Annotated in this window: 8 protein-coding genes; all 8 read left to right on the top strand. The window is 61.6% G+C overall.

What is annotated here, in order from left to right; translation table 11 throughout:
• Positions 1–3 precede the first annotated feature (3 nt).
• The 8 genes from treZ to MKS85_RS00475 all read left to right on the top strand — a co-directional run bounded on the left by treZ (position 4) and on the right by MKS85_RS00475 (position 13,975).
• Positions 4–1,806, top strand: coding sequence for a malto-oligosyltrehalose trehalohydrolase (gene treZ / locus MKS85_RS00510; protein ID WP_310662532.1), 1,803 nt, complete (start codon positions 4–6; stop codon positions 1,804–1,806).
• Positions 1,803–3,881: a 4-alpha-glucanotransferase gene (gene malQ / locus MKS85_RS00505; RefSeq protein ID WP_310662531.1), complete on the top strand. Its 2,079-nt coding sequence runs from the start codon at positions 1,803–1,805 to the stop codon at positions 3,879–3,881. Before treZ ends, malQ begins: the two co-directional genes overlap by 4 nt.
• Complete coding sequence (locus MKS85_RS00500) at positions 3,878–6,664, top strand: malto-oligosyltrehalose synthase (protein ID WP_310662530.1); 2,787 nt, start codon at positions 3,878–3,880, stop codon at positions 6,662–6,664. The genes malQ and MKS85_RS00500 overlap by 4 nt, the downstream gene beginning before the upstream one ends.
• 20 nt (positions 6,665–6,684) lie before the next feature.
• Positions 6,685–7,011 (top strand): DUF2934 domain-containing protein, encoded by a 327-nt coding sequence (locus MKS85_RS00495; protein ID WP_107322529.1) that lies wholly within the window; start codon positions 6,685–6,687, stop codon positions 7,009–7,011.
• Between the two features lie 209 nt (positions 7,012–7,220).
• The gene (glgX, locus tag MKS85_RS00490; protein ID WP_047226577.1) at positions 7,221–9,380 is read left to right on the top strand and encodes a glycogen debranching protein GlgX; all 2,160 of its coding nucleotides are present in this window, start codon (positions 7,221–7,223) and stop codon (positions 9,378–9,380) included.
• Positions 9,381–9,629: 249 nt separating this feature from the next.
• Positions 9,630–10,394 carry a PIG-L deacetylase family protein gene (locus MKS85_RS00485; protein WP_047226578.1) on the top strand — a complete coding sequence of 255 codons (765 nt, stop codon included), beginning with the start codon at positions 9,630–9,632 and terminating at the stop codon, positions 10,392–10,394.
• A gap of 182 nt (positions 10,395–10,576) precedes the next feature.
• Positions 10,577–11,377: an endonuclease/exonuclease/phosphatase family protein gene (locus tag MKS85_RS00480; RefSeq protein ID WP_188251675.1), complete on the top strand. Its 801-nt coding sequence runs from the start codon at positions 10,577–10,579 to the stop codon at positions 11,375–11,377.
• A 174-nt stretch (positions 11,378–11,551) separates the two neighbouring features.
• Positions 11,552–13,975 (top strand): autotransporter outer membrane beta-barrel domain-containing protein, encoded by a 2,424-nt coding sequence (locus tag MKS85_RS00475; protein WP_310662529.1) that lies wholly within the window; start codon positions 11,552–11,554, stop codon positions 13,973–13,975.
• The last annotated feature ends 250 nt before the right edge of the window (positions 13,976–14,225 follow it).

Raw genomic sequence — 14,225 nt, 5'->3', positions numbered from 1 at the left:
ACAATGCCGTCAAGGACGCCTGAAACCTGGACCCATGGCGCGGTCATGCTCGATGCCGAGCACACCCGCTTCGCCCTCTGGGCCCCGGATGCTTTTTTTGTGAGTGTCGAACTCGACACTGGAGATTCAATACCGCTACTGCCCCAGGCCGATGGCTGGTTCATGATCCAGACCCGCTGCCCCGCCGGCACTCGTTATCGCTACAACATCGACGGCGAACTGGAGGTTCCCGACCCGGCGTCCCGCGCCCAGGCCGGTGACATTGACCGCCACAGCGTGGTGGTCGACCCTCATGCTTACCGATGGCGCCATACCCAATGGTCCGGGCGCCCCTGGCATGAAGCTGTGATCTATGAGTTGCACGTCGGCGCCCTCGGTGGTTTCCAAGGCGTCGAACAGCACCTGGCGCGCCTGGCTGGATTAGGGGTAACCGCCATCGAACTGATGCCGCTGTCGCAGTTTCCCGGTGACCGTAACTGGGGCTACGACGGCGTCCTGCCCTACGCTCCCCAGGCCTCCTACGGCACGCCGGAACAGCTCAAGCACTTGATCGACAGCGCCCACGGCCACGGGCTGGCGGTGATTGTGGACGTGGTCTACAACCATTTCGGCCCCGACGGCAATTATCTGCACCGTTACGCAAAAGGTTTTTTCCGCGAAGACAAGCACACCCCCTGGGGCGCGGCAATTGACTTCCGGCGCCGCGAGGTGCGGGACTTCTTTATCGACAATGCGCTAATGTGGCTGCTGGAATACCGTTTCGACGGACTGCGCCTGGACGCCGTGCATGCGATCGAAGATCCGGATTTTCTCCAGGAACTGGCCGCCAGGGTGCGCGAACAGGTAGATCCGGTTCGGCATGTCTGGTTGACCGTGGAAAACGAACACAACCAGGCCAGCCTGCTGGAGCACGGCTATGACGCCCAGTGGAACGATGACGGGCACAACGCCCTGCACGTGCTGCTGACCGGCGAAACCGACGCCTATTATGCTGACTATGCCCAAGAGCCGACGGAACAATTGGCACGCTGCCTCAGCCAGGGGTTTGTCTTCCAGGGCCATATCAACCGCCACGGCGAGCCCCGGGGCGAACCCAGCGGTCACCTGCCCCCCAGCGCCTTCGTGCTGTTTCTGCAGAACCACGATCAGATTGGCAACCGGGCACTGGGTGAACGCCTGCACCAACTGGCCCCGCCTCAGGCCGTGCAAGCGGCGACGGTCTTGTTGCTGTTGTCGCCGATGATTCCGCTTCTGTTCATGGGCGATGAAGTAGCCGCCCGGCAACCCTTCCTGTTTTTCACCAGCCATCACGGCGAGCTGGCGGAGCTGGTTCGTGAGGGTCGGCGCAACGAGTTCAAGGCGTTCAGTGCCTTTGCCGATCCCGAAAAGCGTGAGCGCATCCCGGATCCTAACGCGGCTGATACCTTCGAGGTGTCGAGGCCTGAGCTGGAGGCGCAGCACGCTGAGCAACTAGCCAGTGAAACACTCTATCGACAACTGCTGAAAGTCCGCCGTGAAGTGATCGTCCCGCGCTTGCCCGGAGCCCAGGCCTTGGACGCCGAAGTGCTGGGCCATGGCGCAGTCAGCGCACGCTGGCGCATGGGCGACGGCAGCGTGTTGCGCATTGACCTGAACCTCAGCGATCAGCCGGTCAAGCATACCGCTCAAGAAGAGGCCGAGATTCTTTTCGAACATCCGCAGCACGCCATGGGTCTGTTGCAGCAAGGGGCCCTGGCGCCCTACAGCGCGCTGGTCAGTCTGACGCACGCGGCAAACTTGCCCAACATCACTGGAGAGCGCCTATGAGCGATGCGCAACTGGAAATTCTCGCCGGCCGAGCGGGCCTGGCGGTGGACTGGATCGACGCCAACGGCCGGGCGCAGAAAGTCTCGCCCGCCGTCTTGCGTTCAGTCCTCATCGGTCTGGGCCATCCAGCCGGGACCGCCCAGGAAATCGACGCCAGCCTGCTGCAATTGCAGCAGGACCAACAGAATCATCAATTGCCACCGCTGATCACCGCCGATGTCGGCGCCAGCGTGGATCTGAGCCGCTACTTCGAAGCCGCCACGCCCTGCGAAATCCAGCTCGAGGATGGTGCCACACTGAACCTGAAACTCGACGCCGACGCCAGGTTGCCGGGGATGGTCCCGGTGGGTTACCAGCACGTCAGCATCCAGGACCAGCATTTCACCCTGGCGGTCGCGCCAGCACATTGCTATAGCGTGGCCGATGCGGTAGATAATCCGACGCCCCGCGCCTGGGGCCTGAGCGCGCAGTTATATGCGCTGCGCCGCCCCGGCGACGGAGGTTTCGGTGACACCCAGGCCCTGGAGGAGTTGGTACGGGTCGCCGGCGAGCGCGGTGCCGACGCCCTGGCGATCAGCCCGATGCACGCGATGTTCAGCAGCGACACCGGCCGTTACAGCCCCTATTCACCGTCCAGCCGGCTCTTCCTCAACAGTCTCTATGCCGCGCCGGGCACCGTTCTCGGCGAACGCGCGCTGCGCGCGGCCATTGACGCCACTGGTTTGACCAAACAACTGCGCAATCTGGAAGAACAACCGCTGGTGGATTGGCCCGTGGCGGCCCAGGCCAAGCAGAAAGTCCTGCGCGCCCTGTACGACGGCTTCAGCCAGGGCGAGCATCCATTGCATGAGGATTTCAGCAGTTTCCGCCACACCAGCGGCGAACCCCTGGAGAATCATTGCCGCTTCGAAGCCCTGCAGGCCGAACGTGCGGCTCGGGGAGAGAGCCTGGACTGGCGCCATTGGCCCGAAGAATGGCGCAACCCGCGTAGTTCGACGCTAGCGCATTTTGCCGAGGAGAACGCCGACGAAATCGGCTTCTACGCGTTTTGCCAGTGGCTGATTACCCGGTGCCTGGAGCGCGTCCAGAGCGCGGCTAAATCCAGCGGCATGGGCATTGGCCTGATCGCTGACCTGGCAGTAGGCGCCGATGGTGGAGGCAGCCAGGCCTGGAGTCGGCAGGATGAACTGCTCGCCTCGTTGACCGTGGGCGCACCGCCGGACATCCTCAACCGCTCCGGCCAAGGCTGGGGCATCTCGGCATTCTCGCCAGAGGGGTTGGTACGCAATGGTTTTCGCGCGTTCATTGAGATGCTACGGGCCAACTTCGCCCACGCCGGCGGCTTGCGCATCGATCATGTGATGGGCTTGCAGCGCCTGTGGGTGATCCCCAACGACGCCCCGCCCAGCGATGGCGCCTACCTTTATTATCCGGTGGACGACCTGCTGCGTCTGCTGGCCCTTGAATCCCATCGCCATCAAGCCATCGTCCTGGGCGAAGACCTCGGCACCGTGCCCGAGGGCCTTCGCGAGAAGCTCAGCGCCCGGTCGATCCTCGGCATGCGCGTGCTGTTGTTCGAACAGGACAACACCCACTTCAAACCCATCCTCGACTGGCCGGACAATGCCCTGGCCACGACCAGTACCCATGACTTGCCGACCCTCAATGGCTGGTGGCACGGCCACGATATCGACTGGAATGCCCGGCTGGACCTGATCGATTCCCACACCGAGATGGACTGGCGCAGACACCGCGAGCGTGAACGTGAAGGCCTGAGCAATGTGTTGAATCAGGACCCGCAGAACTTTCGTGAAGAACACCAGGATACCGACGAGATACTCGACGCCAGTGTGCGTTTTCTCGGCCATACCCGTGCGCCGCTGGTGTTGCTGCCCCTCGAAGACGCCCTGGGCATCGACGAGCAGGCCAACCTGCCTGGCACTACCGATACCCACCCCAACTGGCGGCGTCGCCTGGCGTGTGACAGCCAGGTGCTGCTGGATGACCCGGGCGCCGCCCGGCGTCTGGAAATCCTCGCCTGCGCAAGGCTTCAGGCGAACGAGCGTGACCGATGAATCAGACGTTGATCCAACCATTGCGGGCGACCCTTCGCCTGCAATTTCATAAAGGCTTCACCTTGGACGATGCCATCCCCCAGGTGCCGTACTTCGCATCGTTGGGCATCAGCCATATTTACGCCTCGCCACTGCTCAAAGCCCGCGCCGGCTCCATGCATGGCTACGATGTGGTCGATCCGACCCAGGTGAACCCGGAACTGGGCGGCGAAGCGGCGCTTCGACGCCTGGTCGCCAGCCTGCGTGAGCACCGAATGGGGTTGATCCTCGATGTCGTGTCCAACCACATGGCCGTCGGCGGCAATGACAATCCCTGGTGGCAGGACCTGCTGGAATGGGGACGTTTGAGCCCCTTCGGCGAGTTTTTCGATATCCAGTGGCATTCTCCCGACCCCTTGATGGAGGGCCAACTGTTGCTGCCGTTTTTAGGCAGCGACTACGGAGTGGCCTTGCAGGAAGGCACCCTGAAGTTACGCTTCGATGCCACACAAGGCAGCTTCCTGGCCGAGCATTACGAGCATCACTTCCCTATCTGCCCCATGCAGTACGGCGAATTACTCAAACCTGCCGAAACGCTGCCATCCGAACAGGCCGAATCCCTCAAGGCGTTGGCCGAGCGTTTTACCACGCTGAACTACCAGACCGACGCCCATACCCTGGCCCGACCGCTGCAGCAGCAATTGCAAGAGCTGGCCAGCCAGCCAGGTATCCAGGCCACCATCGAAGAGAACTTGCGCGCCTACGACTCCCGGCAACCCGAGGGGTTCGAGCGTCTGCATCAATTGCTGGAGCGCCAGAGTTACCGGCTCGCCAGTTGGCGCACGGCGGCGGACGACATCAACTGGCGGCGCTTTTTCGACGTCAATGAGCTGGGTGGCCTGCGGGTCGAGCGCCCCGCGGTGTTCGAAGCCACCCACGCCAAAATTTTCGAATTGATATCCGAAGGATTGGTGGACGGCTTGCGGATCGACCACATCGACGGTCTTGCCGATCCTCGCGGCTACTGCCGCAAATTGCGCAGGCGTCTTGATTCGCTTTCGCCCTCGCGGCACCTGCCCATTTTCATTGAGAAAATCCTCGGCGATGGCGAGAGCCTGCGTCGGGACTGGAACATCGACGGCAGTACCGGTTACGAGTTCATGAACCAGATCTCGTTGCTGCAGCATGACCCGGCCGGTGCCGAACCCCTTGCCGAGTTCTGGAGTCGCCACAGCGAGCGACCGGCGCACTTCATCGAAGAAGCGCGTCTGGCCCGTCAACAGATTCTCAATGGTTCCCTGGCCGGAGACTTCGAAAGCGTCGCCCAGGCCCTGTTGCAAGTCGCGCGGGACGACGTGATGACCCGTGACCTGACCCTCGGCGCCATTCGCCGCGCGTTGCAGGAACTGATCGTGCACTTCCCGGTGTACCGCACCTACATCAACCCGCTCGGCCGCTCCAACGAAGACGATGTGTTTTTTCGTCAGGGCCTGGAAGACGCCCGACAGACCCTCAGCGAAGCCGACTGGCCGGTGCTCGACTACCTGGCCGACTGGCTCGGCGGGATGCCCTGGCGGGATCGCCCACGGGGTGGTCAGCGCAAACGGCTGCGCCATGCTTGCGTGCGCTTCCAGCAACTGACCTCGCCAGCCGCCGCCAAGGCCGTGGAAGACACGGCGCTTTATCGTTCGGCAGTACTGCTGTCGCGCAATGACGTGGGCTACAACACCGAACGGTTCAGCGCCCCGCCGCAAGCGTTTCATGACGCCTGCCTCGAACGGCTGGAGCATTTCCCTGACAACCTGATGACCACCGCCACCCATGACCATAAGCGCGGCGAAGACACCAGGGCGCGGCTGGCGGTCATCAGCGAACGAGCTGATTGGTACATGGCGTGCGTGGACCAGTGGCGCATTCTTGCGCCATCGCTGCACAGCGACCCCGCCGCTCCTTCAGCCGGTGATGAACTAATTCTGTACCAGGCGCTACTGGGAAGTTGGCCGCTAGACCTGGATGTGCACGACCACACGGCACTGGCCGACTACAACGAGCGCATGTGGCAATGGCAACGCAAGGCTTTGCGCGAAGCCAAGTTGCAAAGCAGTTGGTCGGCCGTCAACGACGCTTATGAGCAGGCGACCCAACTGTTCCTGGAGCGGCTGTTGCTCGGTGATGAGGGGCTGCCTCTGCGCAACGCCCTCGCCGAAGCGGTCCAGGTCATCGCCCCGGCGGGCGCCCTCAACAGTTTGGCGCAAACCTTGCTGCGCATGACTGTGCCTGGTGTACCGGACCTGTACCAGGGTAATGAGTTCTGGGATTTCAGCCTGGTGGATCCGGACAACCGCCGCCCGGTGGATTTCCTGGCGCGCCGCGAGGCAATGCAAACACCAGGCACCCCAGCGCAACTGGTAAGCACTTGGCGCGATGGCAGGGTCAAGCAAGCGTTGATCGCCAGGACACTGGCCGTACGCACCGAACACTTGCAGCTGTTCCAGCAAGGCCGCTATCAGCCATTGCAAGTGGTTGGCGCGCAGGCCGAACGGGTCCTGGCCTTTATGCGTGAGCATGAGCAACAACGGGCAATCATAGTGGTACCGATCCATGCAGCTCGCCTGCTGGAAAACGGTGCCGTGCCGCTGGTGGCTGCATCGGACTGGGGCGACACCCGCGTATCACTACCGTTTGCCCGTGGGGATGAAAAACTGAAGGGACTTTTTTCCAGCGCGGCAGTCACACCCCAAAGGGAGCTGATGGTCAGCGACGCGCTGGGGGATTTCCCGGTCAATGTCTTTATCCAATCTTGAGTTCAGTCAGGAGCACTGCGATGAGTACCGACGATAAACGCATTCGTGAATTCGCCTATCAGATCTGGGAATCCGAGGGTAAGCCTGCCGGGCAGGAAAAACGCCACTGGGAGATGGCTCGCAAACTTGCCGAGGCCGAAGCCCTGGCACCGAGCAAACCCGCCAAGGCCGCCGGTAAACCAGCGGCGAGCAAGCCTGCCGCGACCAAGAGCACCGCAGCCAAGCCTGCCACGAAAAGCACTACGCCCAAGGCCAAGCCTGCAGCCAAACCTGCCGCTGTCAGCACCGCGGCGGAAAAACCTGTGGAGAAAAAGCCACGAGCGCCGCGCAAGCCGCCGGCTAACTGATCCATACCTGACATCCGCCTCAAGGGCATGCGCCCCCGTGCTGACAAGGGCGCGTGCTGACGCCACACCAGGCCGACGCCTGGATGCGCGGTGTCCATCAATGGTGCCGCTAGGCGGCACAGCGGGAGCAAGCTGCCTCGCCACAGTGAAACGAATAGATTTTAAGTGAACAGCATTGCCGTATCTGTCTGTCTTTTGCAGGAGCAACTATGACCCATCCAAAAAACACTACGCCGCCGCCCGTTATCGAGGCTTCGCGGATTCGTGAAGGGCTGCCTTTCCCGCTGGGTGCGACGTGGGATGGCCTGGGGGTCAATTTCGCGCTGTTCTCAGCGAACGCCACCAAGGTTGAACTGTGCATTTTCGATGATACCGGCGAAGTCGAGCTCGAGCGTATCGAGCTGCCGGAGTACACCGACGAGATTTACCACGGCTATCTGCCTGACGCCCATCCGGGGATGATCTATGGCTACCGGGTCTATGGCGCTTACGACCCGGAGAATGGCCACCGCTTCAACCCCAACAAACTGCTGATCGACCCCTACGCCAAGCAATTGGTCGGCGAGCTGAAGTGGTCCGAGGCACTGTTTGGCTACACCATCGGCCACCCGGACGGCGACCTGAGTTTCGATGAACGCGACAGCGCGCCCTTCGTACCCAAATGCAAAGTCATCGACCCGGCCCACACCTGGGGCAACGACCAGCGTGTCAGTGTGCCGTGGGACAAGACCATCCTGTATGAAACCCATGTTCGCGGTATCAGCATGCGCCACCCCTCTGTCCCGGAAAACCTGCGAGGCACCTTCGCCGGATTGATGGTGGACGATGTGCTCGAACACATCCGCAAGCTGGGTGTTTCATCGGTGGAGCTGCTGCCCGTCCACGCGTTCGTCAATGACCAGCACCTGCTGCACAAGGGCATGACCAACTACTGGGGCTACAACAGCATTGCCTTCTTCGCCCCGGACCCGCGTTACCTGGCCAGCGGCAAAATCGCCGAATTCAAGGAGATGGTTGCGCACCTGCACGAGGCCAACCTGGAAGTCATCCTCGACGTGGTCTACAACCACACCGCTGAAGGCAACGAGCAAGGCCCTACCCTGTCCATGCGCGGCATCGACAATGCCTCGTACTACCGGCTGATGCCGGATGACAAACGCTACTACATCAACGATTCCGGCACCGGCAACACCCTGGACCTAAGTCACCCGTGCGTGTTGCAGATGGTCACCGACTCCCTGCGCTACTGGGCCACGGAGATGCACGTCGACGGCTTCCGTTTCGACCTGGCGACTATTCTGGGTCGATACCACGATGGCTTCGACGAGCGCCACAGTTTCCTCGTCGCCTGTCGCCAGGACCCAGTGTTGCGCCAGGTGAAAATGATCGCCGAGCCGTGGGATTGCGGCCCTGGTGGTTATCAGGTGGGTGGGTTCCCGCCAGGTTGGGTGGAGTGGAACGACAAATTCCGCGACACGGTGCGCGCATTCTGGAAAGGCGACGACGGCCAACTCGCCGACTTTGCCAGCCGCATGACCGCCTCAGGCGAGATGTTCAACCAGCGCGGTCGTCGCCCATACGCCTCGGTGAACTTCGTAACCGCCCACGACGGTTTTACCCTGCACGACTTGGTGTCGTACAACGACAAACACAATGAAGCCAACGACGAAAACAATCAGGACGGCAGCAACAACAACCTGTCCTGGAACCATGGCGTCGAAGGCCCGACAGACGATCCTGAGATCAATGAACTGCGTCAGCGACAGATGCGCAACTTCTTTGCGACCTTGCTGCTGGCCCAGGGCACGCCGATGATCGTCGCTGGCGATGAGTTCGCTCGGACCCAGCACGGCAACAACAACGCCTATTGCCAGGACAGCGAGATCGGCTGGGTCAATTGGGACCTCAGTGAGGATGGCGAGGCGCTGCTCAAGTTCGTCAAGCGTCTGATCAAACTGCGCCTGACCTACCCGATCCTGCGGCGCGGGCGGTTCCTGGTGGGCAATTACAACGAAGACCTGGGCGTCAAGGATGTCACCTGGCTGGCCCCCGATGGCAGCGAGATGACCACCGAGCAATGGCACGACGGCCACGGTCGGTGCCTGGGCATGCTGATGGACGGGCGCGCCCAGGAAACCGGTATTCGTCGCAAGGGTGGCAACGCGACCCTGCTTCTGGTGGTCAATGCCCATCACGACATCGTCAACTTCCGCCTGCCGGAAGTGCCCGAAGGCAGTTTCTGGACATGCATGGTCGACACTAACCAGCCGAAGGTGCGTGGCCAGGAGCGTTTCGATTTTGACTACGAATACTCCGTCACCGGCCGCTCGCTGTTGTTGTTCGAGTTGCAACGTGAGGAGGAGGAATAAACCTTCGATAAACGGGTGAAAAAACACAACCGCAGGGACGCGGTTTGTTCACCCGCTCAAGTCCCCGCGCAGAAAAACAGCATTCGCAACAACATGGGGCGCGACGAATCGCCCAACATGATCAATACTTGGCGAGCGGTAGATTCCAGGATCGGAACATCGCCGCTCGCAGTCAGGCCCTGGTGGGCACCACCGGGCAATCGGCCCGGTGCATGGCTGAAAGATTGAATACAAACAGGGACGTCTCTCATGAAACTCGCTTCTCGCTTGCCAGGTCGACAGCATCCGCAAATATGGAACAGCGCCCCCCAGCTGGCCGACATTCCCATCATCAGTACCCAGACCCTTATTCCCGCTGGCGCACGCGCCGTCATCCTTGCTCCGCATCCGGGTGATGAGGTCGGCGCCTGTGGCGGTCTGCTCCAGTTGCTGAGCAATCTGGGTCATCCCATCTTGCTGATCTCGGTCACCGACGGCAGCATCAGCCATCCCGGCTCACCGCTGTGGACCGATGAGCGCCAGCATGCCTACCGCCCCCATCCCCAGGAAAGCGTGGACGCCCTGCATCGCCTGGGGGTACCGGCCCGTGGCATGCAGTGGGTGCGCGGTGGTTTCCCGGAAAAAACCCTCGCCGACCATGAGGCCCAACTGAGCGCTTTCATCGCTCGGTACTTGAAGCCGGGCGACGTTGTGTTCAGTACCTGGCGCAAGGATGGTGACAGCGACCATGATGCCGTTGGCCGCGCCGGGGCCCTGGCCGCCGAAAGCATTGAGGCGGTGTTCATTGAGCTGCCGGTGTGGGCCTGGCACTGGCCGGTCCGTGAGCAAAACAAGATCCCTTGGCACCGGGCCCGCAAGCTGCGCCTGGATATCTGGACCACCGCCCGCAAACGGCACGCCATGCACGCCTACGCCAGCCAACTCAACGGTGAGCCCGCCAGCGGCATCGCACCGTTGGTGCCACGGGTCATTCTTGATCGCATGGGTTTGCCCTATGAAATTGTGTTCATCTGACCACCGCCAATCCAGTGTGAGGGATGTCACAAAAGCGATGCCCCCTACCCTGTGGGAGCGAGCCTGCTCGCGATAACGGTGGCTCAGCGGGTGACGTGATTGACCTGGCAACGGGGAAAAATCCGGAACTGCGGCAGCCACCATAAGTCGCATGAACAGGTACGTCTGATTCAGGAGTGAACGTGACTGGCGATCCCAACCGGCAAGCCGCCGAATCAACGCCTTTGGACACGCCCGCAGCGGTCCATCGGCTACGGGTTCTGACGGTCAATACCCACAAGGGTTTTACCGCCCTCAACCGTCGTTTCATCCTGCCCGAACTGCGTGAAGCGGTACGCAGCACCGGGGCCGACCTGGTGTTCCTGCAGGAAGTGCTGGGCGAACACGACCGCCACGCTTCGCGCTACGAGAACTGGCCGCCAATGTCCCAGTACGAGTTCCTCGCCGACAGCATGTGGAGCGATTTTGCGTATGGCCGTAACGCGGTGTATCCCGATGGCCATCATGGCAATGCATTGCTCTCCAAATACCCGATCCGCGAGTTTCGTAACCTCGACGTTTCCATCACCGGTCCCGAGCGGCGCGGACTGCTGCATTGCGTGCTGGACGTACCGGGTCATGCCGAGGTCCACGGAATCTGCGTGCACCTGAGCCTTCTGGAAAGCCATCGGCAGTTGCAGCTCAAGTTGCTCTGCCAACTGCTGGATTCGTTGCCCGAAGACGCCCCAGTGATCATCGCCGGTGATTTCAACGATTGGCAGTTGCGCGGCAATACCGCCCTCGCCCGTCGCCAATACCTGCACGAAGCCTTCGAGCACCACCTCGGTCGTCCGGCGAGGACCTACCCGGCCCGCTTCCCCCTGCTGCGTCTGGACCGTATTTACCTGCGCAACGCCACCAGCCATGCCCCGCAAATCCTGGGCAGCAAACCCTGGACACACCTGAGCGATCACCTGCCGCTTTGCGTGGAAGTGCATTTGTGAGGCCAAACACTGCTCTTTACCTGCAATACCTGTAAGTTCTGACAGTAGCGACGCTCGTTATTCGTTGTTAGGGTCCTTTCCATACAGCGAGCGTTGCCAGGCCCTGCGTGCCTTCTGTAGTGCAACCGATGCTGAAACCGGCATAACACGGGTGCCGATGCAGAGGGATAGCACATGAGCTTGCGCGATCAAGGTTTCAATCGGCTGTTCCACGCGGTATGCGTATCGGCCCCTTTCCTGTTATCCGCTCAATCTGCCATGGCGGCTTGCACATTGACGCCAACGGCGGGCGATGACGTTTATGTCTGTGACAGCGGCACCAGCCCTGGACTGACGGACCTTTCTGGCAACAACAGCCTGACAATGCCGGCCAATGGCAGCGGTATCATTCAGGGCGACGTCATTTTCGACGCCGGGATCGACCGCATCGAGATCAATGCCAACGGCGTGATTGACGGCGACGTCGAGCAAGGTTCGGAGGGCGATGAGTTCGTGATGAATGGCGGCAGGATTCTCTCCATCTCCCAAGGCGATGGCCTCGATCAGTTCACGATGACCGGCGGCACCATCGTCGATGCGTTCGAAGACGGCGACATTGCGCGAATGTCCGGCGGCAGCATCGGCCGGGTCGATATGAAACTCGATGACAATGTGTTCGACATGTCGGGCGGGCAGATCATCGGCAACCTGGTGGCCGGTTTCGGCCACGACACCATCATCCTGTCCGCAGGCCGTATCGGCGGCAACGTCAGCGTCAGCGGTGGCAACGACCGTATCACCGTGAGCGGTGGCGAAATCATCGGCGAAGTCCGGGCCAGTGCCGGCGATGACCGATTGCAGTGGAGCGGTGGCCTCATTCACTCGGCTGTTCTGATGGGTGAAGGCAGCGACACGGCGGTATTGCGCGCCCTTGACGAAACAGGGCTCGCCACCACGCCCAGTGTGGATGGCGGGTTGGGCCAGGACCTACTGACCTTTGAGAGCAGCACCTCCGGCACGGGAGCCCGTTATGCCAACTGGGAAACGATCAATCTGATCCGGGACTCACGCCTGGATCTGGATGACGCGCTGGTGCTAGGTGATAGCGCCACTGGCACCGGGACGCTGACGATCGATGACAGCAGCACCCTGACGTCGACCCAGGGCAGCGTCGCGCCGTTTACCGCCGGCCAGCTGGCAACCCTCAACAACAACGGGATCATTGACCTCACCCGCGAGAACACCCGCACCGACGACACCCTCACCGTGCAAGGCAACTATGTCGGTACGAACGGCCAGTTGCGCCTGCAGACGGTGGTCGGCGCCGACGACTCTTCCAGCGACAAACTGGTGGTCGATGGCGGAACACTCACAGGCAGCACGTCCATTACGGTCACGAACCTGGGCGGCATGGGCGCACAAACCACCCAGAACGGCATCGAGCTGGTCCAGGCTCAGGGTGGCGCGGTCAGCGACATCGGTGCCTTCTCGCTGGCGCAATCGGTCTCGGCCGGCGCCTTCGATTATCGTTTGTTCAAAGGCGGCGTGGCCGGCAATGAAAACAGCTGGTACCTGCGCTCAGACTTGGTCGCCGGACCGATAGCGGCGCCCAGCTCGACGTTGCCGGCCTTGCCAGCGGCAGTGCCCGGTGCCGCGCCCATCCCGTTGTACCGCCCGGAAGTGCCCAACTGGTCGGTGCTGCCTCCCGCCGCCGCGCAACTGACCCTGATGGCCTTGGGCACGTTCCATGATCGTCAGGGCGACCAGCGCCTGCTTACCGAAACCGGTGCGTTTGGAGCAGGTTGGGGCCGGGTCTACGGCAAGGATCTGGACCAGACCTGGGCCGGCACGGTGACCCCGCGGCTGGACGGGTCCATCAAGGGTTTTCAGGTGGGCAACGATTTGTACAGCGCGCCGATGTCCGGCGGCCAAACCCAGCGCATCGGTTTCTTCGTCGGCCATACCGAACTCAATGGCAAGGTCGACGGTTTCAACCTGGGCTTTGAGGGCCGACACGCCGGCAAGATAGAGCTCGACGGCGACAGCTACGGGTTGTACTGGACACTCACCGACCCCAGCGGCGGCTATGTCGACGCGGTGGTGATGGGCACACGGTTCAACGGCGACAACCGCTCCGAACGCGGTCTCAAAATCGATAATCGCGGGCACGCCCTGACCTTGTCGGCAGAGGCCGGTTATCCATTCGCTGTCACTGCTGACTGGGTCCTGGAACCCCAGGTCCAAGTCATCCATCAGAAGATCTCTCTGGATACGCAGGACGACGGGGTCTCAAGGGTCGAGTTCGATGCCGATAGTGCCTGGACCGGTCGCCTCGGCGCCCGGCTCAAGGGTCGCTACCTGGTCAGCGGCACGCCGGTGGAGCCCTATCTGCGGGCCAATGTCTGGCACACCTTTTCCGGCACCGATACGGTGACATTCGACGATGCCCATCGGATCGAGACCCAGCAGCGCGCCTCCACCGGCGACCTGGGCGTCGGCGTCATCGTGAGCCTGGCATCCACGGTCAGCATCTATGCGGCGACGGACTACAGCCATGACCTCGACAGCACGCAACAACGCAGTGTGTCGGGCAACATCGGCGTTCGAATCAAATGGTGAGTCGATGAACCAGAGGGGAAACGGTGGATTGACGTCAATTCACTGATCTGGATAACCGAAAAAAATCAGTTATTTATTGGCTCTGATTTCAGTTTGCCATTCATCGTTCATTTTCTTGACGCGACGGCACCGGTCTTCTTGACTACAACGTACTACCCCCGGAAATACAGTCAGGGGCAAGCCTCGGAACCCCGCTACAGCGGACGGCCCGAGGTTTGCCTCAATCCATTCGGTCGCCCCTCGTTCGGGG

Source organism: Pseudomonas sp. JL2, from assembly GCF_031570495.1.
Taxonomy (GTDB): Bacteria; Pseudomonadota; Gammaproteobacteria; order Pseudomonadales; family Pseudomonadaceae; genus Aquipseudomonas; species Aquipseudomonas rhizophila.
Note: the sequence above shows the minus strand (reverse complement) of the source record. Positions and strands in the feature narration are given on the sequence as shown.

Coding starts and splice junctions, on each gene's coding strand:
- malQ (WP_310662531.1), top strand. CDS start 1,803: ATGAGCGATGCGCAACTGGAAATTCTCGCCGGCCGAGCGGGCCTGGCG.
- MKS85_RS00475 (WP_310662529.1), top strand. CDS start 11,552: ATGAGCTTGCGCGATCAAGGTTTCAATCGGCTGTTCCACGCGGTATGC.
- MKS85_RS00485 (WP_047226578.1), top strand. CDS start 9,630: ATGAAACTCGCTTCTCGCTTGCCAGGTCGACAGCATCCGCAAATATGG.
- glgX (WP_047226577.1), top strand. CDS start 7,221: ATGACCCATCCAAAAAACACTACGCCGCCGCCCGTTATCGAGGCTTCG.
- MKS85_RS00495 (WP_107322529.1), top strand. CDS start 6,685: ATGAGTACCGACGATAAACGCATTCGTGAATTCGCCTATCAGATCTGG.
- MKS85_RS00500 (WP_310662530.1), top strand. CDS start 3,878: ATGAATCAGACGTTGATCCAACCATTGCGGGCGACCCTTCGCCTGCAA.
- treZ (WP_310662532.1), top strand. CDS start 4: ATGCCGTCAAGGACGCCTGAAACCTGGACCCATGGCGCGGTCATGCTC.